At 65.1% G+C, this 24,600-nt stretch carries 19 protein-coding genes and 3 pseudogenes; 9 read left to right on the top strand and 13 right to left on the bottom strand.

What is annotated here, in order from left to right:
* Positions 1–6 precede the first annotated feature (6 nt).
* Positions 7–171, bottom strand: a pseudogene (locus E3T46_RS18450) (Ku protein); the annotation flags it as partial.
* 201 nt (positions 172–372) lie between these two features.
* On the opposite strand from E3T46_RS18450, the gene E3T46_RS18445 reads away from it, so the two are divergent.
* The 3 genes and pseudogenes from E3T46_RS18445 to E3T46_RS18815 all read left to right on the top strand — a co-directional run.
* Positions 373–1,149, top strand: a complete 777-nt coding sequence (locus E3T46_RS18445) for a hypothetical protein (RefSeq protein WP_347232613.1) — start codon at positions 373–375, stop codon at positions 1,147–1,149.
* A gap of 25 nt (positions 1,150–1,174) precedes the next feature.
* Positions 1,175–1,882: a phosphatase PAP2 family protein gene (locus tag E3T46_RS08930; protein WP_198419159.1), complete on the top strand. Its 708-nt coding sequence runs from the start codon at positions 1,175–1,177 to the stop codon at positions 1,880–1,882.
* Positions 1,883–1,908: 26 nt separating this feature from the next.
* A pseudogene (locus E3T46_RS18815) lies at positions 1,909–2,601 on the top strand (phosphatase PAP2 family protein); the annotation flags it as partial.
* 27 nt (positions 2,602–2,628) lie between these two features.
* Here the strand turns inward: E3T46_RS18815 and E3T46_RS08920 are convergent.
* The gene (locus E3T46_RS08920; RefSeq protein ID WP_134578405.1) at positions 2,629–3,432 is read right to left on the bottom strand and encodes a DUF1206 domain-containing protein; all 804 of its coding nucleotides are present in this window, start codon (positions 3,430–3,432) and stop codon (positions 2,629–2,631) included.
* A 253-nt stretch (positions 3,433–3,685) separates the two neighbouring features.
* On the opposite strand from E3T46_RS08920, the gene E3T46_RS08915 reads away from it, so the two are divergent.
* The gene (locus tag E3T46_RS08915; protein ID WP_134444602.1) at positions 3,686–4,000 is read left to right on the top strand and encodes a hypothetical protein; all 315 of its coding nucleotides are present in this window, start codon (positions 3,686–3,688) and stop codon (positions 3,998–4,000) included.
* A gap of 29 nt (positions 4,001–4,029) precedes the next feature.
* The gene (locus tag E3T46_RS08910) at positions 4,030–5,031 is read left to right on the top strand and encodes a glutathione S-transferase C-terminal domain-containing protein (RefSeq protein ID WP_134578278.1); all 1,002 of its coding nucleotides are present in this window, start codon (positions 4,030–4,032) and stop codon (positions 5,029–5,031) included.
* 10 nt (positions 5,032–5,041) lie between these two features.
* Here the strand turns inward: E3T46_RS08910 and E3T46_RS08905 are convergent.
* Positions 5,042–5,659, bottom strand: a pseudogene (locus tag E3T46_RS08905) (ATP-dependent DNA ligase); the annotation flags it as partial.
* A gap of 96 nt (positions 5,660–5,755) precedes the next feature.
* The gene (locus tag E3T46_RS08900; protein WP_134578277.1) at positions 5,756–6,589 is read right to left on the bottom strand and encodes an aldo/keto reductase; all 834 of its coding nucleotides are present in this window, start codon (positions 6,587–6,589) and stop codon (positions 5,756–5,758) included.
* 271 nt (positions 6,590–6,860) lie between these two features.
* Here E3T46_RS08900 and E3T46_RS08895 point away from each other — a divergent pair, with 271 nt between their 5' ends.
* Together E3T46_RS08895 and E3T46_RS08890 are read left to right on the top strand one after the other, a co-directional pair.
* Positions 6,861–7,349, top strand: a complete 489-nt coding sequence (locus tag E3T46_RS08895; RefSeq protein ID WP_134578276.1) for a DUF427 domain-containing protein — start codon at positions 6,861–6,863, stop codon at positions 7,347–7,349.
* Between the two features lie 99 nt (positions 7,350–7,448).
* Positions 7,449–7,766: a DUF6457 domain-containing protein gene (locus tag E3T46_RS08890; protein WP_134444595.1), complete on the top strand. Its 318-nt coding sequence runs from the start codon at positions 7,449–7,451 to the stop codon at positions 7,764–7,766.
* A 66-nt stretch (positions 7,767–7,832) separates the two neighbouring features.
* Here E3T46_RS08890 and E3T46_RS08885 read toward each other — a convergent pair whose 3' ends face one another.
* The gene (locus tag E3T46_RS08885) at positions 7,833–10,127 is read right to left on the bottom strand and encodes an FdhF/YdeP family oxidoreductase (RefSeq protein ID WP_134578275.1); all 2,295 of its coding nucleotides are present in this window, start codon (positions 10,125–10,127) and stop codon (positions 7,833–7,835) included.
* A 292-nt stretch (positions 10,128–10,419) separates the two neighbouring features.
* Here E3T46_RS08885 and E3T46_RS08880 point away from each other — a divergent pair, with 292 nt between their 5' ends.
* Entirely contained in the window at positions 10,420–10,953 is a 534-nt protein-coding gene (locus tag E3T46_RS08880; protein ID WP_134578274.1) for a GNAT family N-acetyltransferase, read from the top strand.
* A 132-nt stretch (positions 10,954–11,085) separates the two neighbouring features.
* Complete coding sequence (locus tag E3T46_RS08875; protein ID WP_134578273.1) at positions 11,086–11,607, top strand: UPF0158 family protein; 522 nt, start codon at positions 11,086–11,088, stop codon at positions 11,605–11,607.
* 15 nt (positions 11,608–11,622) lie between these two features.
* Here the strand turns inward: E3T46_RS08875 and E3T46_RS08870 are convergent, their stop codons facing one another.
* The 8 genes from E3T46_RS08870 to E3T46_RS08835 form a co-directional block, all read right to left on the bottom strand.
* On the bottom strand, positions 11,623–12,960 hold the full coding sequence (locus tag E3T46_RS08870; protein WP_134578272.1) for a DUF3100 domain-containing protein: 1,338 nt from the start codon (positions 12,958–12,960) through the stop codon (positions 11,623–11,625).
* Positions 12,950–14,185: an amidohydrolase gene (locus E3T46_RS08865; protein WP_241980552.1), complete on the bottom strand. Its 1,236-nt coding sequence runs from the start codon at positions 14,183–14,185 to the stop codon at positions 12,950–12,952. Before E3T46_RS08865 ends, E3T46_RS08870 begins: the two co-directional genes overlap by 11 nt.
* 133 nt (positions 14,186–14,318) lie before the next feature.
* A complete protein-coding gene (locus E3T46_RS08860; protein WP_134578271.1) occupies positions 14,319–14,972 on the bottom strand; it encodes a hypothetical protein in 654 nt (217 codons plus the stop codon).
* 87 nt (positions 14,973–15,059) lie between these two features.
* On the bottom strand, positions 15,060–18,428 hold the full coding sequence (locus E3T46_RS08855) for an SbcC/MukB-like Walker B domain-containing protein (RefSeq protein WP_134578270.1): 3,369 nt from the start codon (positions 18,426–18,428) through the stop codon (positions 15,060–15,062).
* Positions 18,425–19,084, bottom strand: coding sequence for a DUF4194 domain-containing protein (locus E3T46_RS08850; protein ID WP_104131709.1), 660 nt, complete (start codon positions 19,082–19,084; stop codon positions 18,425–18,427). Before E3T46_RS08850 ends, E3T46_RS08855 begins: the two co-directional genes overlap by 4 nt.
* Positions 19,077–20,585: a DUF3375 family protein gene (locus E3T46_RS08845; protein ID WP_166790224.1), complete on the bottom strand. Its 1,509-nt coding sequence runs from the start codon at positions 20,583–20,585 to the stop codon at positions 19,077–19,079. Before E3T46_RS08845 ends, E3T46_RS08850 begins: the two co-directional genes overlap by 8 nt.
* Before the next feature lie 58 nt (positions 20,586–20,643).
* Positions 20,644–22,755, bottom strand: coding sequence for an alpha/beta fold hydrolase (locus tag E3T46_RS08840; protein WP_134578403.1), 2,112 nt, complete (start codon positions 22,753–22,755; stop codon positions 20,644–20,646).
* Between the two features lie 62 nt (positions 22,756–22,817).
* A complete protein-coding gene (locus tag E3T46_RS08835; RefSeq protein ID WP_134578268.1) occupies positions 22,818–24,467 on the bottom strand; it encodes an HNH endonuclease signature motif containing protein in 1,650 nt (549 codons plus the stop codon).
* Positions 24,468–24,600 lie beyond the last annotated feature (133 nt).

The raw sequence follows: 24,600 nt of genomic DNA, 5'->3' as shown, positions 1-24,600 counted from the left end.
GCCACGAACGACCTTGGAACACACTTCACACCGACGTTGATAGCGGATGCGTCCCCCATCGGCATCGTGCACCTGGTGCAGCGAGACATCGTGATCTTCGGTGGCGCTGTACACCTTGACGGGCACGTTGACGAGTCCGAAGGTGATCGCACCGGTCCAGATGCGCGACAAGCGGGACGCGAGCAAGACACCGGAGCCGGTGACGTTTCGATCGGGGATCGCGGCGACTACAACCTCAAAAAATGGCGCGACGACGAAGTGATCGTGACTCTGCACGGCGAACCCCACGTCGGACTCGGCGGCACCGCCCGGTTCGCCCTGATTCGCACGAGCGCCGGACGCGGGGCGGCGAACAACTGGCTGATTCACCGGATGAAGCCACGCGACGGGGCTGGCGGTTCACACACCAATGCCCGCCCGACCGCCGGGCAGATCGGTCACGCACCACCCAAGAACACCTACTCCCCCATGCTCGCCGCCGCCGGCTCCGCAGCCGACCTCGGCGACGACGACTGGGCGTTCGAGATGAACTGGGACGGCATGCGGGCACTCGCCTACGTCTCCCCGGCCGAGCAGGGAGTGCGTCTGGTCCCCCGCAACGGGCACGATGTGACCGTGTCCTATCCCGATCTCACGACCGATCTGCTCGCCGCGCTGGCCACCACCGAAACGGATGCCGCGGTGCTCGACGGCGAGGTCGTGGCCGTCGACCCGCGCGGACGCCCCGATTTCGGGCTGCTGCAGACCCGCCTGAGGCTGACCGAGCCGCTGGAGGTGGCCGCTGCGGCGAAGAAGACTCCGGTGCAGTTCATGCTGTTCGACCAGCTCGGGCTCGAAGACATTATGGCCAAAAGACAGGATGGCCGTTACAGCGCGTGGCGCCGGACGCGAGACTGGGTGAAAATCAAACACTTCCGCACCCAGGAGGTCGTAGTCGGCAGCTGGCGGCCCGGCAAAGGAAACCGGTCGGGCACGATCGGATCCCTGCTGCTCGGGGTTCCCACCGACGGGGCCTTGCGCTGCGTCGGCCGGGTCGGCACCGGGTTCGCCGACCGCGACCGGCCGGCTGCGTCAGCCGTACTGGTGAGGCTGGCGTCCTGGCGAGGCTGGCGTCCCGACAAGACCCCGGGCGAAATTGTCACCGAATGATGTGCGCGCGATCTAGCATTACCCCATGGTGAGTGATCGGCATCCGGAAAGATCGGCGACACCACGCACGAAACGCATCACGCGTCGGTGGCCGCTGATCAGCGGTCTCGGTGCGCTCGCTCTCACAATCGCCCTCGGCTATCTGGTGCTGCTGCGTGGCACCGCTGACACCATCGATGCCGGGTCACTCGCCATCGACCGGTCCTGGCTCGCCTGGATCGATCGGTTTCGCGGGCCGGCCCTGGACGTGCCAGCACTGGTGCTGAATTACCTCGGTTTCGGGCTCACGGCGTCGCTGCTGATTCCCGCACTGATCGTGGGCGTTCTGCTGCTGGCCCGGCGGTATTGGGCGGTCGGGTTCTACCTCGCAGCGACGATACTCACCGGCGGCGCCGTGCAGGTGCTGAAGAATTTGTTCGGGAGAACCCGGCCCCAGGACATTCTGGTGAGTGTCGATTTTGGGTCGTTTCCCTCGGGGCACGTAGCAAACGCGGCCGTCATGGCCACCATTTTCGCACTCCTTTTTTCACGATGGTGGGTCTGGATACTCGGAGCTGCCTACACTCTGGCCATGATGATCAGCCGCACCTACCTGGGAGCGCATTGGCTGACCGACACGATCGGCGCCGTACTGCTCGGCGTGGGCATCGCCGTTGTAGTCTGGGCGCCGTTGGCGGCAAAACTCGACGGCGAACGCCGGTTGCGCGCCGCCGAACATTTGAAACGGCACTGACACTCTTCTACCGAAAGGACGAACAGATGGGCGGTATCCGGTCCGCAACGGTGTGGCGCACCCGCTACGAAAAGTTTGTCGTCGATGCCCGGCCGCTGTCCACGGCCACGCGTTGGCAATTGCGCCTGACCGCCATCGCCCTGGCCGGTGTCGGCATCCTGCTCTTCAGCGGCGTGCTCATTGACGTGATGCAACCGGACCGGTCGTCGTTCTACGATTCGCCGGTTCGCGAGTGGCTCGTCGACAACCGCTCGCCGACCCTGACGCTGATCATGATCGGTCTGGCCATCATCTTCGGGCCGGTCGCGTTGCCGATCATCGTGCTGGTTTTGACCGTCGTCTGGGGGGTCTGGGGCAAGCACGCGTGGCGACCGCTCCTACTCGCCATAGCCATGCTCACCGGGGTCATTCTGGCGCAGATTCTGGCGCCGCTCATCGCCCGCAGCCGCCCACCGATCGAGCTGATGCTGTTCGGCGCCGACCACTCGTACTCGTTTCCATCGGGGCACGTTCTCGGCGCTGCCGATTTCGTACTGGTGCTGACCTACCTGGTCGTGTCCCGGCGCCCCGGTCGGCGTGCTGCCATCATCGGGTTCAGCATCGCGGCGCTCTGTATCGGGGTCGCCGCGATCAGCCGTCTCTATCTCGGCTATCACTGGGCAACGGATGCCCTCGCCTCACTGTCGATCTCGCTCGTCGTGCTCGGCGGGGTGATCGCCTGGGACACCCGCCATGCGTCCCGCGGACTACAACCGGGCGCGGCGGGCGCGAACGAAGCAGTACAGGCCGTAAGCGATCAGGCCGACACCGATCAGGATCAGGGCAATGGTTCCGAACGGCAGGGCGGCGAGCGCCTTGAGCGCCCCGTCGAGCCCGGTGGATTTGCTGGCATCATTGGTGACCGCGGCGACGCCGACGAGGATCGCGACCACGGCGAGCGCAATGCCCTTGGCGACGTAGCCGACGACTCCGAGGGCGACGACCGCGCGGCCGGCCGATCCGCCCGGCACGGCGAGGTCTGACCGGAACTTCTGCGCTGCACCCTTATAGATGAAATAGCCGCCGACGCCGAGCACGGCCACACCGGCCAGGAACAGCACGATGACGCCGCCCGGCGAGGACAGCAACGACGAACTGGCGCTCTGCGTACTGCCGGCCGAACTGGACGCACCGCCCCGGGCGAAGGTCAGCGCCGTGACGCCGAGGGCGATATAAACGATGGCTTTGGCAATGTTGGCCAGACGACGCGCCCATTTTCGTTTGGGCTCGCCCTGCATCACGAATGCGGAGACGACCAGCCACAGCCCGAGGGCGAACATGCCGACCACGACGATCCACAGCAAAAACACCCCGCCCGGGCTCGAGGCCAGCTGGGCGAGTGCCCCGCTTTGGTCGGCGGAGCCGCTGCCGGCACCGATCGCCACGGTAATCGCGATCGACCCGATCAGGATGTGCAGCAGCCCGTTGACGGCGAACCCCAGCCGTGCCAGCAGTTGCAGTGCCGAACTGTTGCTCGCGTCGCGAGCGATGTGTGTCGCCGATGAATTCATCACGGGCTCAGCCTAGGTCGACACACGCCGTCGCGCGCAGAAATTTTCCTTGGCCGACGTACCAACAAGTCACCGGGTGACGTCGTCCCGAAATTCCGAGTCACCGGGCTCGGAGCCAACCCGGAATCGGCAGCGACACCGGCGATATTGACCATCCAGTTGGTGTCGAATTTGTCGATTCGTGTGGTCCTGTGATGATCGCCCCGATCGGCGCCTGTGACGAGGTGGCGGGCCGGGCGGGTACAGTGTCGGCATGAAGCTGATTGCCATCGACCCGCCCACCCGCAGCTTTTCGCGCTGGCTGACCAACGAAGAAATAGCTCGCGTCGTCGCCCACAAGCGCGGCTGGCGTCAGGCGCCCGACGGCAGCGTACTGGCCGGCAAGATTCGTAAAACCCGCATCGCCGACTCCCTCGAATACCTCGGTGCCGCCGTCGTTGCGCACGGCTGGGCCAGCCGGCCACGCACCGAACCGAGCGACAGCAGCGGCCCCACCCACATAATGTGGGGCATCATCGACGCCCGCACCGACGCCGAAATCGCCGAGCAGCTCGGCGAAGCGGTTTAGGGACGGCCCGAGGCGCGTAGCGTGGCACTATGAGCCTGAATCCCAGTTACATCACGCCCGGCCTGGACTTCAACCGCGACACCAATTACATCGAGGACCGCATTACACGGGACGGCCGGGACGGCTGGCCGGTCGAGGCGGGTCGCTACCGCTTGGTCGCAGCGCGGGCCTGCCCCTGGGCGAACCGCACCACGATCGTGCGCCGCCTGCTCGGCCTCGAGGGCGTCATCTCACTCGGCTTGCCCGGCCCGACCCACGACAGGAACAGCTGGACCTTCGACCTCGACCCCGACGGGCTCGACCCGGTGCTCGGCATCGAACGCCTGCAGCAGGCCTTCTTCGCCCGTTTTCCCGACTACCCGCGCGGCATCACCGTGCCGGCGATCGTCGATGTTGCCTCTGGCAAGGTCGTCACCAACAACTACCCGCAAATCACCCTCGATTTTGAGACCGAGTGGACGGAACACCACCGGGCCGGCGCCCCCGACCTTTACCCCGAAGCCCTGCGGACCCAGATCGACGAGGTCGCCAACCTGATCTTTCACGACGTGAACAACGGCGTCTACAAGTGCGGCTTCGCGGGCAGCCAAAAATCGTACGAACGGGCCTACGACGCCCTGTTTGCTCGGCTCGACTGGCTCGAAGAACGCCTGGCCGGGCAGCGGTATCTCGTGGGCGACACGATAACCGAGGCGGACATCCGCTTGTTCACGACTCTGGCACGCTTTGACGCGGTGTATCACGGTCATTTCAAGTGCAATCGAAACAAGCTCAGCGAGATGCCGGTGCTGTGGGCCTATGCCCGAGACCTCTTCCAGACTCCGGGTTTCGGTGACACGATCGATTTCGATCAGATCAAGAAGCATTACTACGTGACCCACGTCGATATCAATCCCAGCGGCATAGTGCCGAAGGGTCCGGATGCCGCCGCCTGGCTGGCACCGCATTCTCGCGCCGATCTCGGTGGCCGTCCCTTCGGCACCGGCACCCCGCCGGAGCCGCCCGTGCCCGGCGAGCGCATCGTGAACTGAACGCGTAGCGCTAGTCGGGGCGACGGGCCCGGCTCGGCTGCACGCGCGGCGGCTCCCCCGGCATCTTGGGAAAGTCCGGCGGAAACGGCAACTCACCCAGGCCATCGGCCAAATCGCACTCCCACCACGAATACAGGACGTCGATCGAGCCAGGTTGCTCGTGCATGGTCGCCCATGGGTCGCCCTGGTCACGCAGTCGGTTCGGCACGGTGAGAATCGTGAAGGCGCGCGGGTCGGCCTGGGCGAGTTCGCTCCACTCCAGCGGGCAGGACACCGGCGCGTGCGGCAGCGGCCGGGGACTGTAGGCACCGGCCATGGTGCGGTCGCGGTTGGCCTGGTTGTAGTCAATGAAGATGCGCTCGCCGCGCTCTTCCTTCCACCAGTTTGTAGTGACCCGGGTGGGCATCCGTCGTTCCAGCTCACGCGCCGCGCCGATGACCGCGTGCCGCACGTCAAGAAATTCGCGGGTCGGGGTGATCGGCGCGAACACGTGCAGTCCGCGATTTCCGGATGTCTTCACAAACGCGGTCAGATCAGCCTCGGCCAGCAGGCTCTTCAGTTCGACAGCGAGCGGAATGGTGTCGGAGAAGTCCGTGCCCGGCTGGGGATCCAGATCGACGCGCAGTTCAGTCGACCATCAAAACCTGCGCATCCGAGCTCACCATGCGCACACTGTAGCCAGATTTATTGGCAGCGGCAGCCTCCGGCCGCCGATGCCGGCAAGCTACGGGATGTAGTTGAACTCGTCGGGGTTCGGGCCCGTGCGCTCGTCGCGGTTCAGCGCAGTAATGGCGGCGATATCCGCTTCGGTGAGGGAGAAATCGAACAGGGCAAAGTTTTCCTCGACCCGGCTGCGGGTGACCGACTTCGGGAAGACGATGTCGCCCCGTTGCAGGTGCCAGCGCAGGGTAACCTGCGCTGCGGTCTTACCGAGGCGGTCGGCGATCCCGGTAATCACCGGGTCAGAGAGAACCGCCCCTTGCGCGAGCGGCGACCAGGCCTCGGTTGCAATGCCGTGCTCGGTGTTGAATGCACGCAGTGAATCCTGCGTGAGGTACGGGTGCACCTCGATCTGATTGACGGCCGGCACCGTGTCGGTTTCGTCGAACAGGCGCTGTAAGTGCGCCTGCTGGAAGTTGCTCACGCCAATCGTCCGGACGCGTCCGGAGCTCTGCATCTCCTCCATCGCCTTCCAGGTTGCGACGTAGTCGCCGACGGCCGGGAGCGGCCAGTGAATGAGGAACAGGTCCAGGTAGTCGAAGCCGAGTGCTTCAAGGGTACGGTCAAACGCGGCGAGGGCGTCGGCGCGGTCGTGGAACCCATTGTTGAGCTTGCTCGTGACGTAGATATCGGCACGGGCGATACCGGACGCTGCAATCGCCTCACCGACCTCTTTCTCATTGCCGTACATCTCCGCCGTGTCGATGTGTCGGTAGCCGGCCTCAAGGGCGGCGAGGGTCGCCGCTTTGGTCGTTTCTGGGGTGATCTGAAATGTGCCGAAGCCAAGCTGAGGTATGGACGTGCCGTTGTTAAGAGTGAGTGTGGGGACTGTGGTCATGGGTAGATCTCCTCGTTCAAATGTGCTTTGGTCGTGGCATCGCCAACATCTGCCCCGCGTTGCTCTGTCAATTCGAGAATGTCCCGGCTTGCATACGGGTGGTGGTAGTTGCTGGCACGTGTAACCGAACCACGCAATCATCGGGCCTATTCCATGGCTGCCCCAATGCAGGGCGCACTAGCAGCCCCGTCGAGCGCTGAATGAGTGTGGCGCGGCAACGCACAAACTGAACGCCGACGTAGTTCGCAGCTTGCCGCTCTATTATCGGGGCATGATTGAGCCAGTGAAACGCGACCCGGTACGTCTCGGCCAGGAATCAGTGTGGGATTACCCGCGCCCACCTCTGGTTGAACACACCACGGAACACGTCACGATCGAGCTGAACGGCGCGACGATCGTCGACACCAGCGACGTCGTACGGGTGCTGGAAACCAGCCACCCGCCCGTGTACTACCTGCCGCGAAGTGCTTTTGCCGCCGGTCTGCTGAAGCCGGCAGCGGGCCACAGCTACTGCGAATACAAGGGCATGGCCGGCTACCTCTCGATCGGCTCCAGCCCCCGTGCGGGCTGGTTTTATTCCACACCGTCACCGGGGTACGAAATTCTGGCTGAACGTATCGCCGTCTACCCGGGCGCGATGGACCGCTGCACCGTCGACGGTGAGACGGTGCGCGCGCAGGACGGCGACTATTACGGCGGCTGGATCACTAAGAAAATCGTGGGGCCGTTCAAGGGCTCTACTGGTACCGTGGGCTGGTAGTTCGCCCTTCGATACCGTTGCTTCGCACACAGTTTTCTGGTTCCGGGTATCCTCTCATCAGCCATGCATCCGAGGTACCAGGCAACTGAAGGAGCTGCTGTGACCCACAACGCCGTAGACGAAGACATTCTCAACCAGTGGACCCGCCGTCTCAGCCAGGCCCTCCAGATTTTAGACCTTGACGTAGACAACCACCTCGTGCTCAATGTCGCAGACGAAGCCGCCCACGCGGTCAGTCCGATGGCCGCCCCGATCACAACTTTCGTCGTCGGCTATGCCGCCGGTTTGGCCGCCGCCAACTCGGCGATGGCGTCGCACGCGGCCATCGCCCGGGCAGCGGATATCGTGATCGCTGTCTGCCGGCAGCCTGCGTATGAGGCACCCGACGAAACCGGCTGGGTCAATACTGCTCAGTAGCTCAAACTGCTCAGTAGCTCAAACCGCGAAGTAGCTCAAACCGCGCAGGAGCTCCCACCATCCGCATCACACCTCCGACCGCTCCAATCGGATGATGACCGCCTTCGACACCGGCGTATTGCTGCCGTCGGCGACGCTGTCGAGTGGCACGAGCACGTTCGCCTCTGGATAGTAGGCGGCCGCGCAGCCGCGCGGCGTCGGATAGGCGACCAGCCGGTACCCGCGTAGCACCCGATCGACGTTGTCGCTGAACTCGCTGTGCACGTCGACCAGGTCACCGTCGGCGAACCCGAGGGCGATCAGGTCCTTCTTGTTGATGAACACCACGTGACGGCCCTTCTTGATCCCGCGGTAGCGGTCGTCGAGGCCATAGATAGTGGTGTTGAACTGGTCGTGGCTGCGCAGTGTCTGCAGCACCAGGCGCCCGGGTGGCACCTCGAGGTGTTCGAGGGTGTTCGTGGTCAGCATCGCTTTGCCGGTAGGGGTGGTGAACGTGCGCGAATCGCGCGGCCCGTTCGGCAGCACGAACCCGCCGTCTTGCCGGATGCGCTCGTTGTAGTTCTCGCACCCACCGACCACGTGGGCGATGTGGTCGCGGATGCGATCGTAGTTGGCCTCAAATCCGGCCCAGTCGACGGCAACCCGCTCGCCCAGGACGGCGCTCGCCAGCCGGGAGACGATGGCGACTTCGGAAAGTAGGTTCGGTGCGACCGGCGTGAGCTTGCCCCAGGACGGATGCACCGCGCAGACCGAGTCCTCCACCGAGACAAACTGCTCGCCGCTGGCCTGCTCGTCGATTTCCGTGCGCCCCAGGGTCGGCAGAATCAGGGCTTCCTCGCCGGTCACGGCGTGGGACCGGTTGAGCTTGGTCGAGATCTGCACGCTCATTTCGGTGCGGGCCATGGCAGCCTCGGCAATGCCGGTGTCGGACATGGCGGCGACGAAGTTACCGCCGAGCCCCATCCACACCTTCATTTTTCCGTCACGCATGGCACGCACGCCGTCGACGGAGTCAACGCCATGCGCACGTGGCGGATCGAAGCCGAACTCGGCCTGAAGGGCGTCGAGGAAGGCGGGCGGCATCTGCTCCCAGATGCCCATGGTGCGGTCGCCCTGCACGTTGCTGTGTCCACGAATCGGGGAGGCTCCGGCACCGGGCTTGCCGATGTTTCCGCGCAACAACAGCAGGTTGATGATTTCTTTGATGGTCTCGACGCCCTTTTTCTGTTGCGTCAGCCCCATCGCCCAGGTGATAATCACCCGATCGGCATTGAGGTAGCGCTGCGCAAGTTCGTCAATTTGGGCCGCACGCAGGCCTGTCGCGGCCAGGACCATCCGCTCGTCAAGTTGCGACAAATGTTGCCGCAACTCGGCCAGCCCGTGGCAATGTTCGTCGAGAAAGGCCTGGTCGAGCACTGTGCCGGGGGCGGCCGCATCGGCGTCCAGTACCCGCTTGGAAACCGCCTGCAGCAGCGCCATATCGCCACCAATGCGAATTTGCAGAAACTGGTCGGCCATGTCGGTGCCGTGACCGATGATTCCGCGCACCCGTTGCGGGTTTTTGTAGCGGCGCAGGCCCGCCTCGGGCAGCGGGTTGACGGCGACGATCTGGGCACCGGCATCCTTGGCTTCTTCGAGCGCCGTGAGCATACGCGGATGGTTGGTGCCTGGGTTTTGGCCCATGATGATGATCAGGTCTGATTTCGCGAAATCGTCGTAACTGATCGTGCTTTTGCCGATTCCGACGGTCTGGCCCATGCCCCAGCCCGTGGACTCGTGGCACATGTTGGAGCAGTCCGGCAGGTTGTTGGTGCCGTAGGCGCGGGCGAACAGTTGATAGGCGAAAGCGGCCTCGTTGGACGCGCGGCCGCTGGTGTAGAAGGCGGCCTGGTTGGGTGAGTCGAGCCCGTTGAGCTTGGCCGCAATTACCCGAAACGCCTCGGCCCAGCTGACCGGGCGGTAGTGGTCGCTGCCAGCCGGCTTGTACACGGGTTCGATCAGCCGCCCCTGCATGCCGAGCCAGTATTCGCTCTTCTCGCGCAGGTCGGCCAGCGAGTGCTCGGCCCAAAAGGTGGTGGGAACTGTGATCGGTGTGGCCTCCCAGGTGACGGCCTTGGCACCGTTTTCGCAGAATTCGAAGGCCTTGCGCTGGCCCGGGTCGGGCCAGGCGCAGCTCATACAGTCGAAGCCGTCCTTCTGATTCATCGAGAGCAGAGCCCGCATCCCCCGCCGGGCGCCCATCTGAGTGATCGCCGGTTCCATCGAGTGCAGCACGCCCGGAACGCCAGCCGCCCAGGCCTTGGAATGGGTGACTTCGATGTCGTCGTCGGTGACGTCGTCGATTGGTGGGTCACTGCTCATGGGGGCGCCTCTCTCCTCGGGGTTCACGAGCGCCGGGGCCGTATTGTCGGCCAGCCACACGCTCGTTGATGGCACGATACACCGGCCGGGCCCGGGGCATCCGTTTCGGTCAGTCTGCACGCATTCGCAATATACCCCGAGGTGTATGTTTTTACGTCACATCCCCGAGTGAAAGGCCACCAACATGTGCAGAGCGGTTACCTGCCAGACCTGCCAGACCTGCCAGACCTGCCAGACCTGCCAGACCTGCCAGAAGATTACCCGGGCCGGGTGCGGGCGATATCGTGGGGCAATGAACACCCTGACGTTTCGCCGCGCGACCAACGACGACATTCCGGCCCTGCTGGAGCTGGTGACGAACGCCTACCGCGGCGAGGCCAGCCGGGCCGGCTGGACTACAGAGGCCGACCTCATCGATGGGCAGCGCATCGACGCTGACCTGCTGCACGCGGACCTCGATCGCCCCGACAGCCTCGTCATTCTCGCCGAACGCGGCGTCGATCTGGTCGGCTGCGCCCACATCGCCAAAGACCTGGGCGACACCGCCTATTTCGGCATGTTCGCCGTGCGCCCGACGGGCCAGAGTCAGGGTGACGGCACGCGGATCCTGGTCGAGGCCGAACGCCTGGCCGTGGCCGAATGGGGTTCGACCGTGATGATCATGACCGTCATTGGCCTGCGCGACGCCCTCATCGCGTTCTATGAACGACGCGGCTATCGTCGCACGGGCGTGCGGAAACCCTTCCACGTCGACACGCGATTCGGCGTGCCCAGGCGCGATGACCTGCACCTCGAGGTACTCGAAAAGGGACTGCGGCGCGGCTAAATACGTCGCCCGTATACTCGGCGCACCAGCTATGGCGGGCGCGCCGACCCGGAGTTAGCGCGGTGACGGCGGGGGCAGTCGGAATCGCACTATTTGTGCCCCTGCCCGCAGAATTGCGGCCACTATGGGGGCATGACTATCGAACAGCCGCGGCACCGCACCCTGGCCACCATTGACCTGGACCTGCTGGTGATGACCTTGGGCAACGGTGAAGGTGGCTACTACAACGCTGCGACCGGGGACATGCTGACCATCATGGACGGCGATGTCATCACGGGCGACGCCGAAGACATCGATCTTGACGACCCCGCCTGGATTGGAATTGGAGCTGAGGACTCCCGTGACAAATACCGGGATATGTCCGATTTTGCGGACGCCGTCACCGATCCCGTCATCGCCGACCGCTTGGCCCGAGCGTTAAACGGTGCCGGAGCATTTCGCCGCTTCACGAACACGGTGCAGGAGGCAGAGCCCAGGCTCGACCTGATTTGGCACCGTTTCGCCGAGGCACGTGCCGATTCACGGGCGATCGATTGGCTGGTAGACAACGATCTGTGCGATGAAATCGAAGCCGCCCTAGCCGTGCAGGAACGAGCCGACCAAGCGGAACGGGCCTTGGGCGAGGCTGCGCGCTGGGTCTGGGACCGTTCCTGACGGCATCCGTTACTGCTACCAGAACCCCAGGGAGAACTCGGCGAAGACGGTGGAGAGCACGAACGAGGCCGTGATCGCCACGAGTCCGACGGGAATGATCTTCCAGCCGATCCGCTTCAGCAGGGGCATATCCTTGCCGAGGCTCAGCCCCGCACTGACGAGCACGACGGTCGCCAGCGACAGAAAGTCGACGCTGGTCACCAGAGCCGTGAGCAGCTCGCCGACCGGAGACCAAGGGCTGGAGATCAGCGCTCCGATGGTCGTTGCCCAGACAATCGCCGAAATCTTTCGCGAGACCTTCGCCAGAAACATGCTCACCAGAATCAGCGCGACCATGATGGCGTAGCCGCCGACGATGCTCCAGGAAAAGGACTTTGCGGCCACCGACGCCGTCGCGATGCCGACGATGGAGAGCACGCTCATTGCCAGCCAGATCGGGAGTTTCACCGGCGCGGCGGCCTCCGCAGCGGCTTCCCGGAACCGACGGTTCTCATCGACGGCGGTGGCATCCACCGCCTGCTGCTGATCGACCTGTTTCCGAGTCAACAGCCGGTAGAACCGGTCGGCGAGCGGCAGGGCGATGTAGATGCCGACGTAAACGCCGAGGACCGTGGTGATGAGGTTGGACACCGCGGCCATGGCGAGAATCTGCTCGGCCTGCGCCGGAAACTGGGCCACGATGCTCGCTGCGGCCGCAGCCATCATCGACCCCGACCCCACCCCGGCGCCCATAGCGAGGGCAAGGGGGTCGAAGATATCGGCTGAGGTCAGAAGCGACGCGAGCAGGCTGATGTACACGGCACCAAACAGCGTTCCGAACACATACATCGCCAGCACTCCGCGATACTGGTCGGAATCGGGGCCGTACTTCTCACTGACCATAGCGAAGGCTGGTTCGCGGTCGAGCGAAAATGTGGCACCCACGGTGGATTTGCCCATGCGCAGCAAGACCGCGAGCGGCAAAGCGAGGGCGACCGTGCCCAGCAGATGACCGATTTCCTGCACCAGCAGGGCCGGCCCGGCGTCGAGCAACAGGGGAAGGCTCGGACCGATCGAGAATGCCAAACGGGCAACGAGAAGCATCACGGCGATGCCCACGAACGCGTTGGCGATCTTTTGCAGGTTCAGCCCGAGCGGCTTGATTGTCTGCACCGACACCACGGCACCGATCAGAATGGCCCAGACCATCGGAAAAATGATGATGGATCCAACGCCGAGGTCGATCGTCAGGGACCCGATGGCCTGACATCCCACCGCGATGACAAATGCCATTGCAAGGATCGGCCAGGCATTTTTCAGTCGAACGGATGCCGACCGCTCGGCGGGCTTGGTCGGCGTGACGCTAGTGTTCATCGGATTCCCCAGTGGTCTGCGCGGTCGAGCGTGATTGTGCTGCGGCGATGAAAGTCTCGCGCTGCACTGTGTCGGTGCTGACGCCGAGCACCGTCCACGCCATCGCGATGGCGGATTCGAACATGATCTCGTAGGCCTCCGGAGTATCAGCTACGGCCGCGAATCCGTGAGAGTGAATGGGAACCTGAGCCCCGGGGATGCCCACCCACGGGTGAATGCTGGGGATGACTTGGGAAATGTTACCCATGTCCGTTGACCCACCGCTCAACCCCGCGGATCGTTCAACGTTGCGCCCGAAGAACGCCATGCCCTCGTTCCAATGGGCGCACAACACCGCGTCCTGGAGCAGCGGCTCGTAGAGGGGTTCGGTCTGCTCGAACTCCAGCGTCGCCCCCGTCGCCAGCGCGCCAGCCTCAAAGCACCGACGAACGCGCACGAGGAGCGCCTCGTACTGAGCCAGAGTGAAGGCTCGGCATTCAAATTCCACCACCGCCGTGTCGGGAATGATGTTCGTCGCAAATCCGGCCTCAGAAACATAGAGAGCGATTCGGTGATCGCTGGGAATCTGCTGACGCAGCAGCCCCACCGCCACCTGCGACAACACTGCGGCATCCGCAGCGTTAACTCCCAGATGTGGTGCCGCCGCAGCGTGAGCGGCTGTGCCGCGGAACGTCGCCCGGTATCGGCCGACGGCCTGGCTCGTCGTTCCTTCCGGGTTGTAGGACATTCCGTCCTGAACGGGGTGGGTCATCATGGCGACGCCCACACCATCGAACACGCCACGTTCCAGAAGCACAACCTTGCCACCGCCGTGCTCTTCGGCTGGAGTTCCGATCACCCGCAGGGTGATGTCGAGGTCATCCACGAGTGGGAGCAGGGCGAGTGCTGCCGCGACGCTCGCGCCGGCGATTATGTTGTGGCCACAGGCATGCCCGATGTTGGGCAGCGAGTCGTATTCGACGCAGACGGCCACCGTCAGCGGTCCGCTTCCTGCGGTCGCCACAAAAGCTGTCCCAAGCTCTGCCACACCGCGTTCTACCGCGAATCCCGCTTCTTCAAGTCGGGCGGCGACCAAAACGGATGCCCGGTGCTCCTGAAAGGACAGCTCCGGGTCGGCATGAATGCTGCGGCTCAGCCGGAGCACGTCGGCGGCCACGGACGCCACCTGTTTGACGACGTCCGACCTCAGCCCGGTCGTCTCGGCGAGCATGGCGGAGAAGTCCACGGGTAATTCCGATCTGGCGGCCCCGGGCCGCCCGTTCTGGTCGTGCCGATGCCGACACTGATTCGGGGCATCCGCTCTGCAGAGCCTATTACGTCGGGACGTTTTCGCTTTTACTGAACGGAAACAATCCCCCTCATTGGGGTCCAAGCGTCGAGGTCGTGACCCGTCGGGAAGGTAGCCACACGCCCGAAGCGGGGTGATACGGTAGCAAAAAGTGCAGCAGCAGCCCCGACAATGCGGTAGCAGCTGCCGCACCGATGGCGCCGAAATTAGTGTGCTGGGCATCGACGTCGACCCCGACGAGGGTGGTCAAAGTCCAGCCGAGAGCCCAAAGAGCGGCAACACCCAGTGCCCACAGCCAGCGGCGTCTGGCCCGCCGCGGCAGGGCGATGGCCTGCGCGGTGCCGAGAACGAGCCCGGTGACCGCGCCCATCAGGGCTAGTTCGGCCAGGGTGGTTCCATAGTCAACAACGGTTGAGCCGAGTAGCAGCCCCAGGCCCATTCCGATGGCCGACAGCGGTACCCAGATAAGCGGATCGAGTCGACGCCGGCTGACCAGCACCTGTCCAACGCCGATCACGACTCCGCAGACTGCACCACCGATCAGGGCCGATACGGGGTTGCTGAGCCGCCCACCGACGGCGGTTCCGGCGAGGCTGGCTATGGGAAAGGCGAGGAAACCGACGAGCCAGAGCAGCCAGGTTGAGAGAAAAGTGGGGTTACGAAAGCTGGGGTTGCGATGGAGTTGCCGCGATCCGATCATCTCTGCTCCAATCTCGTTGGCCATTCCACGCGCCGACCCGCCAACATGCTACGCCCAAGCCGCTGGCAGCCCAAAGAGTAGAGTTCGCCAGCGTTGATCCACTTCAGTGAATCAGGCAGCGACCTCCGGTGACGCCAGCGGCGTGATGTAGGAGTAACCGGTGGCGGTGTTCTTGGTGATCGAGAGCACCAACTGCATGTGCGGTTCCAGGGCGGTGACCTTGTCGAGCGGAGCACCGACGATGAGTTGAAATCCGAGGCCCTTCCACGCGGCGACCGCACGCCCGGCGAACTCGGCATCGGATTTCACGAAACCCTCGTCGAGAAAGACCGGGGCAAAACGCGGCCGGGTGCGGCTCTCATCGCCGAGCTGAAAGCGCAGGGCGGCGCCGACGACGAAGGCCACGAGTTCCTGCGACTCGCCACCGCTCTTGCCGCCGAGCGAGGAATAGGTGCTCACCTCCACGCCGTCGGGCGTCACGCGCACGGCGGTGATTTCGACATGCTGGCGCACGTCGAGCAGCAGGTCCCGCTGGGAGTTGTTCAGCCCGTCGGGCCGGCGAATCAAAGCCATGAACCGCTGCAGCCGGGTGAAGCGGTCCTCGGTTTCATCATCGGTAAATTGCTCCGTCGCGCCTGAAGAGAGCGCCTTGAGCTCCTTGCGGAACGAGGTCGCGTCACCCGGGTGCAGGCGGCGCAGGGCGATCTGCAGGCGGTCCCGGCCCGCGCCGAACGGCAGGGTCGCGAGAATTTCGTTGATCGGTCGCAGCCGGTCTTCGATCTCCTCGATTGCCGAGTTGAACGCGCCGGTGAGCGGCACGAGGTCCTGGCCGCTCCAGGCGGAGAGTCGGCGCTTCCATTCCTGCCGCCGCTCCGACAAGCCGAGGGTGCGGATCGCGTCGAGAATGTCGGTGTAGCTCGTGACCGATTCGAGCGCGACGCCGATGTTCGGGTCGGGCCAGCGGCTCTGGAAGGACTCGAAGATGCCGATCATGGCCGCGCGATCGCGTGCCGCGCTGTCGCGGTCCTGCGCCGACTGCGCAATCAACCGCTCGCGCAGGCGTTTCAGGCCGGCGGGAAAACTGGAAAGGTCGTTCTGGTCGGTGACCAGAGCAAACTGCTCACTCAGGTGCGCGGCATGTTCGGCCGCGAGCACGAGCGCGTCGCCCTGATCGATCTGGTCCAGCCGCCCGCTCACCGTGTCTTGCGCGTCGACGATGCTGCTCTGCTCCTCGGCCAGCGTTGCGCCGGTCTGGTCGGCCGCGTGCTTCTGCTTTCCGGCAATATCGAGTTGGAGGGCCAGCCGGCCCTCTTCATCGTTCAGGGCGCGCAGGATATCGCTGCCGGCGAGCATCCGTTCTTGCTCGGATTTCTTGCCCGCAATGCGCTCGGCGGCCGCCGCAACGTCGATGGTCGACCAGTCGGTGTCGAGAATGTGCTGGTGAGCGGCCTGGTTATCGCGCAGTCCGACCAAGCTGTCTGCGACAGCGGATGCCCGTCCAGCGACAGCATCGGCCACCCGCCCCTGCGCCGCGAGTTCCGACGCAATATCGTCGAGCCGGGCGCGGCTGGAGAATCCGATGATCGATTTCTGACCCGCGTTTGTGCCGTGGGCGCCCCGGGACCCATTGCGAGTCTGCCCGCTCGAAGTCACCCGTGCACCTGCGCCACCCAGCTCGGATGGGCTGGCCACGCACAGTGCGTCGAGGTTTGCGCTCCGCAGGCGCGCCTGCACCCAGCTGCTGAACGGCGAGTCTTTCACGTCGAGCTTGCCCGAGACGTAACGAGCGTCGCCGACGGCCACGACGTGCGGCTTCAGCTCAACACCCTCAAAGTGGATGCGCAGCGGCAGCTGCAGCGGGTCGATCGCCGCGCTGAGCTGAGCGAGCCGGGTCTCATCGACGAGCAGAACCTTGACGACCGAGGCGAGGGTCACCTCGGCGGCCTGCCGCCACTGCTCTTCACCGGCGGCGAGGTCGATCAGTTCGGCCACGAACGGCAGCTCATCGACCGGAATGTTCGCCGCTTCGGAAATCAGCAGCCGGGCCTGATGCAGTTGCTGGGGCACGAGGCTCTCGCGTCCGGTCAGAAAGGCACGTTCCTGCTTGAGCAAGCGGATGCGCTCCTCCACCGGGTACGACTCGCGTTGCAGCGCAGAGCGGGTCGCTTCCAGTGCGGCCTCGCCGGCGGCGAACCCGGCGGCGAATTCTTCGGCGGCGCGCTGAGCAGCCGCGAAGGATGCGGGCGAATCGAGCTGCCGGGCGAGATTCTGCACCCGATCGTCGAAGCTCGCGCGCTCGCGAGCCACGTCGTCGTGCCGGTGGAGTAGCTGGGTGAGTTCGTTCTGCAGGCGTTCGAGCAGGTCGCCGCCGTTGTTGCGCTGCTGGTGTTGCAAGTCGGCCACCCTGGTTTTCAGAGCGGTCTCCCCGTCACGCGCCTCGCTCAGGGCGACCCGGTTGTCCCGGCGGGCGACCCGGTTGGTGTCGGCGGCGGTCTCGAGGAGGGCCTGCTCGGTCTGCAACTGCCACAGCACGAACGGGGTATCGCCGGCCCGGTGCACGCCGAAGGTGTCGACCAGATCGGCTTTGGCCGTCGCGGCCTCATAGTCGGCGTTGAGCTCGGGCAGGCGTTCGAGCACCTGCGCCTTCTGCGCCTCGGTGACCATGGCGCCGTAGGAACGCTCGAGGTCTTCGAAGTGGTCGACGGCCTTGTCGGCGGCGGCGAAGGTGGCCGGCTCTTCGAGCACCATCGACTTATACAGTCCATCGACCGTTTTCACCTGCTGGCCCGCCTGAATGCGGGCGAGCAGGCGCAACGCTTTGCTGCCCTCACCGTTGGCGCCGATGCCGAGCCGCGTGTACAGCGTCTGGGCGAACGCCGCGTAGGTGTCGAAGACGTCGAGGCCGTCGAAGTGGGCTTTCAGGGCGCGCTTGTCGAACCGATTCTCGGCGATGGCGGCGAGGTCGCGCAGGTCGAGGCATCCGTCTGTCGTAGCCATTTTCATGGTGACGTCGGCGAATTTGTGGGCGCCGCGCGGCACGAAGTAGGCCCGCAGCACGGTGAAGCGGCGCTGGTTGTCGTCGACGAAGGTCATGGCGATGGCGCCCCAGGTGGCTGCGTTTGCGCCGCGCAGCACCTGGTCGGTCAGCTCGTCGGTGCCGGCTTCGCGGTTGGCGTCGGTCTTGCCGCGAAGGTAGGTCATCAGGTTGCGCTGGTCGACGCTGCGGGCCCGGCCGGAGCCGGCGTCGTTCGACGCACCGTTGAACGGGGTGTCCGAGGGCATCATGAGGGCGAGGTAGGCGTCGAGCAGGCTGCTCTTGCCGGTGCCGGAAGCTCCGGAGACGAGCGTGGCCGAGGCACTGAAGTCGACCTCGTGGTGGCCATGAAAGCCGCCCCAATTGACCAGTTGCATCGATTCGGCACGCCACTGCGTGGTGCCCTCGGTGGCGCCGTTGATATAGAACAGCGGGGAATCGTTCATACCAGGGGCTCCATCAGCGGTTCGTTATTTTCGGCGCGCAGCCACTCGAGCAGCTCACGCAGGCGCTCCACCGGCAGCAGCACTTCGATCACTGCGGAGATGCGAAAGCGGTCGGGGTCGCTGGTTTTCAGCAGCACCCGCGCCTTCGCGAGGCTGTCGACGGCGGCCGTCGCCTTGCGCGCGTCGCCGGACAGGTCGGTCGCGTGCTCCGGCCGAAAATGGGCAACGTTGTCGACCAGGTTGTCTCGGTCGACCAGCACAATTTCCAGGCCGTTGGCGCGTTCGCTGCGAAAACGCTGGCGGAGCAGCACGAGCAGAATGGTCTCTTCCCGGCTGTAGGCGACGTCGTGCAGCAGGGTGGGGAAGCGTTCGCCGCCCTCGGCGAGGGCCTGCCTTTTGAAGGCGATCTCGTAGTGCAGGTCAACGTGCAGGTCGAGAAAGACGTCGTTGAGCCGGGATTTGAGCAGGCTCTGCGACTTCAGCAGGGTCTGCCACTCGGCCGGCTGCAGTGCCGACGAAATATAGCGGTGTTTGAGCAGCAGCACGAGCGTCCGGCGCTGCTCCACGCTCAGGCCGCCCTCATCCCCCTCGAACAGCGAGAGGCTGGCCGGGTCGCTGTCTATGCCGGTGTCGTCGTCAGCCAGGTCGTCAGTCATTCTCGGAACCCAAATTCTGGGCGGCCAGTGCCGCCGTGTCGTCGTCGGTCAAAATGAGGCGCGGCACCTCGAAGAAACGCACCGAGCCATCCGGTCGCACCGTTTCAAAGCTCTCCAGCCCCGCCGTGCCCGGGCTGAGCTGGGCGGCGAGCTGCAGCAGGCCGAGGATCTCGACCGGCCGACGCAGGCTCGCGTCGAGCCCGTTGAAGGCGCTGCCAATGGATGCCGCCTCTCCCGTCCCGTATTTCACTCCCATAGCCGCCACCAGGGCGTCGCGCAGTTCTTGGAGCAGTGGCCCGCCCTGCTGCCGCAGGGCGTCGAGGCTCGGCGCCGCGGGCGCGGCGCCCGACACATCGGCCAGCGCGGGCGGAGCGCGGTGAGCGACCGGATCGTAGAACCGTTCGTGCAGGTGCTCAACGTCGAGGGTGCCCGGCATCAGTTCGGCGGTGACAGTGGAGCGCGGCCCGGCGGTCTGCATCCAAGTCGCGAGCTCGCGATTGACGTCGCGCAGCACACGTTCAAGCTCGCGATCTTTCACGACGTCATGGTTGACGATGTGCTCGCGCAGCGTGGTCGTGAGCCCCTTGCGCTGGGTCAGCACGTCGTCGATGCCCTTGCGAATGAGGGTGACCGTGCTCATGAAGCTGCGGCGTTCGGTGCGACTGAGTTCGAGGGCGAACGGATGCAGCAGAATCGTCTCGAGATCCGCTTTCAGCCCCTGCAGCAGAGCGTCGTTGCGCAGCAGGGTGAAGGCGCCCTCGAAGGCGCGACCCTCCGCGGTCGACGACATGAGGGCATCCGTTTTGGCGAGGTAGTCGTCGAGAACCTCGCTGATCGGCCGTTCCTCGCCGCGGAAGTCGTTGACGATCTGGCGATGCATGGCCGCGACGGACTCTTCGACCCGTTTGAAGTCGCTCGGCAGCTGCTGAATAAGGTTGATGAGGTTGGCGTAGCCCTCGTGCATCTGCTCGTTGGAGGCCGGCTCAATGTCGCCGCCGTCGGAGAGCCGGTCACGCTCGCTGCTGAGCTCGTGGATCTGCTGGTCGAGACGCCGCACCCGCTCCTCGCGGTCTGGGTTGGCTTCGGTGGCGCGATGACGCACGGTGTCGACGATCGTGGTGAGGCGGGATTCGCTGATCAGCGCCCGATCTCGGGCGAGACCGTCGACGAGCAGCAGGGCTTCGAGGGCATGGCTGGTGAGCGAGTAGTGTTCCTCCCCCGCGTCGCTGATCTCCCGGTAGAGCCAGAGGTCGTTCATCCACTGCACGCAGAGGGCGCGGCCCGTTTTCTCGGGCGCATCCAGGCCGATGCTGCGGAGGTCGGCGAGGTAGGCATCCACTTGGGTGTGCAGTGCCTCGCAGGAAACGCTGCGATGCTCACGACTAAACGAACTCTTGAACACAGCGAGCACGAACGGCGCCCATTTGCGGTCGAGCAGTCGCAGGGTGGGTTTGTCGAAGGCTTCGCGCACCCGCGCCAATTCGCCTGCAATGTCACTCAATAGCTGGTTCCTTTCCAGCTCTCCACTTTAACCGACTTGCGGGGTGCCCCTGACCTGATCAGCCAAGCAGGCGCGGCCGCTTCCAGTCGGCGCCGTGCACGTGCTGGTCCAGAAAAGCGAACACGGTCTGGTACCAGACCACCGCGTGTTGAGGCTTGAGTACCCAATGGTTCTCGTCGGGAAAGAACAGGAATTTGTGCTGGGTACTGCCGTCGACTCCTGCGTGGTGTTCGGCGAGCTCAGACCACAGCCGCAGGCTTTCGCCAATCGGCACCCGGTAGTCGTGGTCACCGTGAATGATGAGCATCGGCGTGACGATCTCGCGCACCGCCTGGTGCGGCGAATTGTCGATCATGCCTTGCGCCGAGAATATGCTCTGCCAGTATTGCGAGTCGTCGGTCGTTCCGTTGAACTGGTCGAGCGACCACAGGCTCGCGTGGCTGACGATGGCGCGGAACCGATCGGTGTGGCCGGCGATCCAGTTGGCCATATAGCCTCCGAATGATCCGCCCATCGCTGCGGTGCGGGTCTCGTCGATCTCGGGCAGCTCTTCGACTGCATCAACGATCGCGAGCAGGTCGGTGTAGGGCTTGCAACCCCAGGCGTTCCAGCCGCGAGCGATGAAATCGAGTCCGTAGCCGGTCGAGAGCGCGGGGTCGGGCAAGAGCACCGCGTAACCTCGGGCTAGGGCGAGCAGCGGGCTCCACCGCCAGCTCCAGGCGTTCCAACTGTTCAGCGGGCCGCCGTGAATCCATAGTAGAAGCGGGGCCGGATGCTCCTGCCCGGCTCCCGCAGGCAGCAGTAGCCAGGCGCGTACTCGCGCTCCGTCTTCGGCCACGGTCTCAACCTCGGTGATCGTGCCGGGAACCTCGGGGAGCGCGGCCGGTGTGGCGAGCATGCTGACGGTACCGGAGCGGCCGATGCGCACCGGATGCGCCGGCGCGATCCAGGAGGAGCGCAAGGCCACGAGGTCGCCGGTCTGGGCATCGACGCAGACGTTGGTGTAGCTGAAGTCGTCGGTGGTGAGCTGCTCGGGCGCTCCGCCGTCTAGCGGTACGCGAAAGATCGGACCGCGGCCGTCGTGGTCGGCCGTGACGATAAGGGCCTGGTTGGATTCGGTGTCCGCGTCGAAGACCAGGCTGGTCGGCCAGCGGTCCCATTCGGCGGCGAGGCGACGCGGGCGGCGGCCGTCCAGGTCGGCAGCCCAGAGTTCTTGGTCGGCCGGACCCTCCGGGGTACTGACGGCTGTTCGCACGAAGGCGATCTGTCTACCGTCGAGGCTCACAACCGGGAATTCGAAGTCAACCTTCAATTCGTCGAACAGGGTGGTCTGGGTGCCGGTCGCGACGTCGATGGAGGCCAGCACATAGCGACCGGAGCGTTGCTCAGCAACCCGCAGGGCAACGATTAGCGTGGATCCGTCCGGGGTTAGGGCCTGGCCGGCGGTATCCATGGTGCGACCGGGGGCGGCCGTGAGGTCTCGGGGACGCGGGAGGTCGGCTGGATAAGGAGCGGGGGCATCCGCTTCGCTGACCGTGTCGCTGGCGCTGGCGGGAGGTGCGATCGTGTCCTGCAGGTCGGCGAGGTCGAGCGCCAGCAGGTGGGGTTCGGCCGGACCGAGATCGTGGTCCCAGAACCGCACCGGGTAGCTCTCGTGCAGAATAGCCGCGACCTTCTTCTCGGTGCGTTCCTTGCGGGCGGCGCCTTCAGCTTCGAGGTCGGCGGCGCTCGGCAGGAGCTCGGCGGCGATCACGAGGTTGGAGGAGGAGGACGCCACCGCGGCGATGCCGGATACTCCCCCCGCCAGGCGGGTGATCGCGCGAGCCTCGCCGCCGGCAACAGGCAGCAGCCAGAGCTGGGCGGCCACGGCGTCCGTGTCAGCACCCTTGTCAGCAGCCGCGTCGAGGCGGGTGGAAACGAACAAAACGTCTCCGTCGGCCGTAAACGCGGCCCCGGATTCGCCCTTCGCCGACCGGGTCAGGCGGGTCGGAACGCCGGTGCCGTCGGCGGCCACTGACCACAGTGCCCGCTCATAGCTCGTCTGGTCGCGGGTGAGGGTCGCAACAGTGAGGACGACCCGCTGCCCGTCGGGCGAGAGCGCGAGGCCCTCCACCCGCGGCAGCGCCACGTAGTCATCGAGACTGGAAAAGGGCGTGGGGTGAGACTCCATTGTCATGCTTCAACGCTACCCGACCGGAATGACTAGCCGCTGGCGCACGCGTCGCCGGAGACTCAGGTGCGCCATGGTCGTTCGGGCCGGTAAGGTTCGGGGCTGGGGGTGTTGGCTCGGTGATTGTGGGCGGGTCGCCAGGTTTGGGTTGGGTCAAAGAGCAGTGGTCCGAGTATGTGGGGTCGGCCCTTGATCATGCGGATTCTCCATCCGCTGGTGTCGATGGTGTGGTGGTGGAACCAGCAGAGGAGGACGCCGTTGTCGATGTTGGTGAGGCCGTGTTTTTGCCAGGGGATGACGTGGTGGACTTCGCTCCACCGGGCGGGAATGGTGCAGCCGGGGATGATGCAGCCTCCGTCGCGGGCGGCGATGGCGGTGCGTTGCTTGGCGGTGAAGCAGCGAACTGTGTCGCCGAGGTAGAGCACGTCGCCGTTGTCGCCGAACAGTACCTTTCGGGCGCCGCCGGTGCAGATGGCTTCTTTCACCCGGCGGAACGAGACCGGGGCTTCGATACCGTCGATCCAGCCAACGCCACGGCCCTGGTCGAGGTCGCTGGCGTTGATGTGGATCATGACGGTCGGGGCCGCACCGCCCATCGTCGGGGTCTGCGGGTCGCGCGCGGCCGCTTCAAACACGGAGCGAAGGATGTCAGCACGCTTCTCACCGCCGGTGCGGCGGTCCCCGTCGAAGCGGGTATCGCCGCTGAACGGGTCGGCGCCGAACGGGTCGGCACTGAACGGGTCGGCACTGAACGGGTCGGCACTGAACGGGTCGGCGCCGAACGGGTCGGCGCCGAACGGGTCGGCGCCGAAGCGCTCACCCTTCGTGCTCGGGCCGTCGATGTCAACGCCGTCCAGCTCGCTGGGGTCATTGCCGGGTTCGGTGGGTTCAAATCGCGGTGTGCGGGACCGCGCCGATAGGAACGTGTCGAACAACGTGTCCATGATGCCGCGCAGTTCCGGGGTGACGTTGGCGTGCACCGGGTAGAGCCCGTTGCGCAGCAGGCCGAAGGTCAACGTGCTTTTCGCCTCGACGGCGTCGTCGTTGGGCGCGGTGCCGTCGGGGTCGAGCCGGCCCTGCCACTCCAGGGCTTGTGCCCGCAGCATGTCGGGCGCGAAGCGGATTCCCGCGCCCGGCAGCCCCACCGTCTCCGGCGTGATCTCCCCGGTCGCCGACGCCACCAGTGCACGTTCGACGCGGTCGAGGTCGTCCGGCAAGACCCGGCCCTGCAACGCGGTCAGGGTGCCGGCGATGATCTCCGCCGACTCCACCCCAAGCTCCCCACTCACGAGCCCCTCGGCAATGACCGGATACCGGGCCGCGACCGGCAAACCAAGCGGGGTGCGTTCGACCGCCGTCTCGCCCAGTTTCAGGCGACGCTTGGCTTCACGGCCGGAGATGCCGGCAAGTTGGGTGATGAACTCAACCCGGTTACGGCATCCGTTCTTATACGCCAAAGATCCGTTGCCGAGGTCGGTCTCCGCGCGAACTCCAATGTCGGTGGTCGACCGCAGTCTGGCCGCATCGACCTTGCGCCCGAGGCCCTCCAGCGCGGCCATGACCGCGACCGCTTCGCCGTCATCAAGATGACTAAACCGCACCCCGTCAACAACGGAAGCCAACAATGCACCGGCCTGAGCAATCACCGCAACCCGGGAACCCTCAAACTCCGGCATCGAACCGGCTGCTGCGGGCGGGACGGTGAGGGTCATGGCGACGATGCCTCCTTCACCCACAATTATACTCCGAAACGCCCGTGAAAACGAGACAATCTCAGTATTATGGTGCGATTTTCTAAGAGTTGTCTACGATCAGCGAACGGGGCTCAAAGCTCGTTTGAGCAGC

Source organism: Cryobacterium sp. Hh11, from assembly GCF_004404045.1.
In the GTDB taxonomy this organism is placed as follows: domain Bacteria; phylum Actinomycetota; class Actinomycetes; order Actinomycetales; family Microbacteriaceae; genus Cryobacterium; species Cryobacterium levicorallinum.
This window is presented reverse-complemented; position numbering and strand designations above follow the sequence as displayed.

What these genes read in the sequence shown, in the direction of transcription:
- E3T46_RS18445 (WP_347232613.1), top strand. Translation starts at nt 373, where the DNA reads ATGAAGCCACGCGACGGGGCTGGCGGTTCACACACCAATGCCCGCCCG.
- E3T46_RS08930 (WP_198419159.1), top strand. Translation starts at nt 1,175, where the DNA reads ATGGTGAGTGATCGGCATCCGGAAAGATCGGCGACACCACGCACGAAA.
- E3T46_RS08920 (WP_134578405.1), bottom strand. Translation starts at nt 3,432, where the DNA reads ATGAATTCATCGGCGACACACATCGCTCGCGACGCGAGCAACAGTTCG.
- E3T46_RS08915 (WP_134444602.1), top strand. Translation starts at nt 3,686, where the DNA reads ATGAAGCTGATTGCCATCGACCCGCCCACCCGCAGCTTTTCGCGCTGG.
- E3T46_RS08910 (WP_134578278.1), top strand. Translation starts at nt 4,030, where the DNA reads ATGAGCCTGAATCCCAGTTACATCACGCCCGGCCTGGACTTCAACCGC.
- E3T46_RS08900 (WP_134578277.1), bottom strand. Translation starts at nt 6,589, where the DNA reads ATGACCACAGTCCCCACACTCACTCTTAACAACGGCACGTCCATACCT.
- E3T46_RS08895 (WP_134578276.1), top strand. Translation starts at nt 6,861, where the DNA reads ATGATTGAGCCAGTGAAACGCGACCCGGTACGTCTCGGCCAGGAATCA.
- E3T46_RS08885 (WP_134578275.1), bottom strand. Translation starts at nt 10,127, where the DNA reads ATGAGCAGTGACCCACCAATCGACGACGTCACCGACGACGACATCGAA.
- E3T46_RS08880 (WP_134578274.1), top strand. Translation starts at nt 10,420, where the DNA reads ATGAACACCCTGACGTTTCGCCGCGCGACCAACGACGACATTCCGGCC.
- E3T46_RS08875 (WP_134578273.1), top strand. Translation starts at nt 11,086, where the DNA reads ATGACTATCGAACAGCCGCGGCACCGCACCCTGGCCACCATTGACCTG.
- E3T46_RS08870 (WP_134578272.1), bottom strand. Translation starts at nt 12,960, where the DNA reads ATGAACACTAGCGTCACGCCGACCAAGCCCGCCGAGCGGTCGGCATCC.
- E3T46_RS08860 (WP_134578271.1), bottom strand. Translation starts at nt 14,972, where the DNA reads ATGGCCAACGAGATTGGAGCAGAGATGATCGGATCGCGGCAACTCCAT.
- E3T46_RS08855 (WP_134578270.1), bottom strand. Translation starts at nt 18,428, where the DNA reads ATGAACGATTCCCCGCTGTTCTATATCAACGGCGCCACCGAGGGCACC.
- E3T46_RS08850 (WP_104131709.1), bottom strand. Translation starts at nt 19,084, where the DNA reads ATGACTGACGACCTGGCTGACGACGACACCGGCATAGACAGCGACCCG.
- E3T46_RS08840 (WP_134578403.1), bottom strand. Translation starts at nt 22,755, where the DNA reads ATGGAGTCTCACCCCACGCCCTTTTCCAGTCTCGATGACTACGTGGCG.
- E3T46_RS08835 (WP_134578268.1), bottom strand. Translation starts at nt 24,467, where the DNA reads ATGACCCTCACCGTCCCGCCCGCAGCAGCCGGTTCGATGCCGGAGTTT.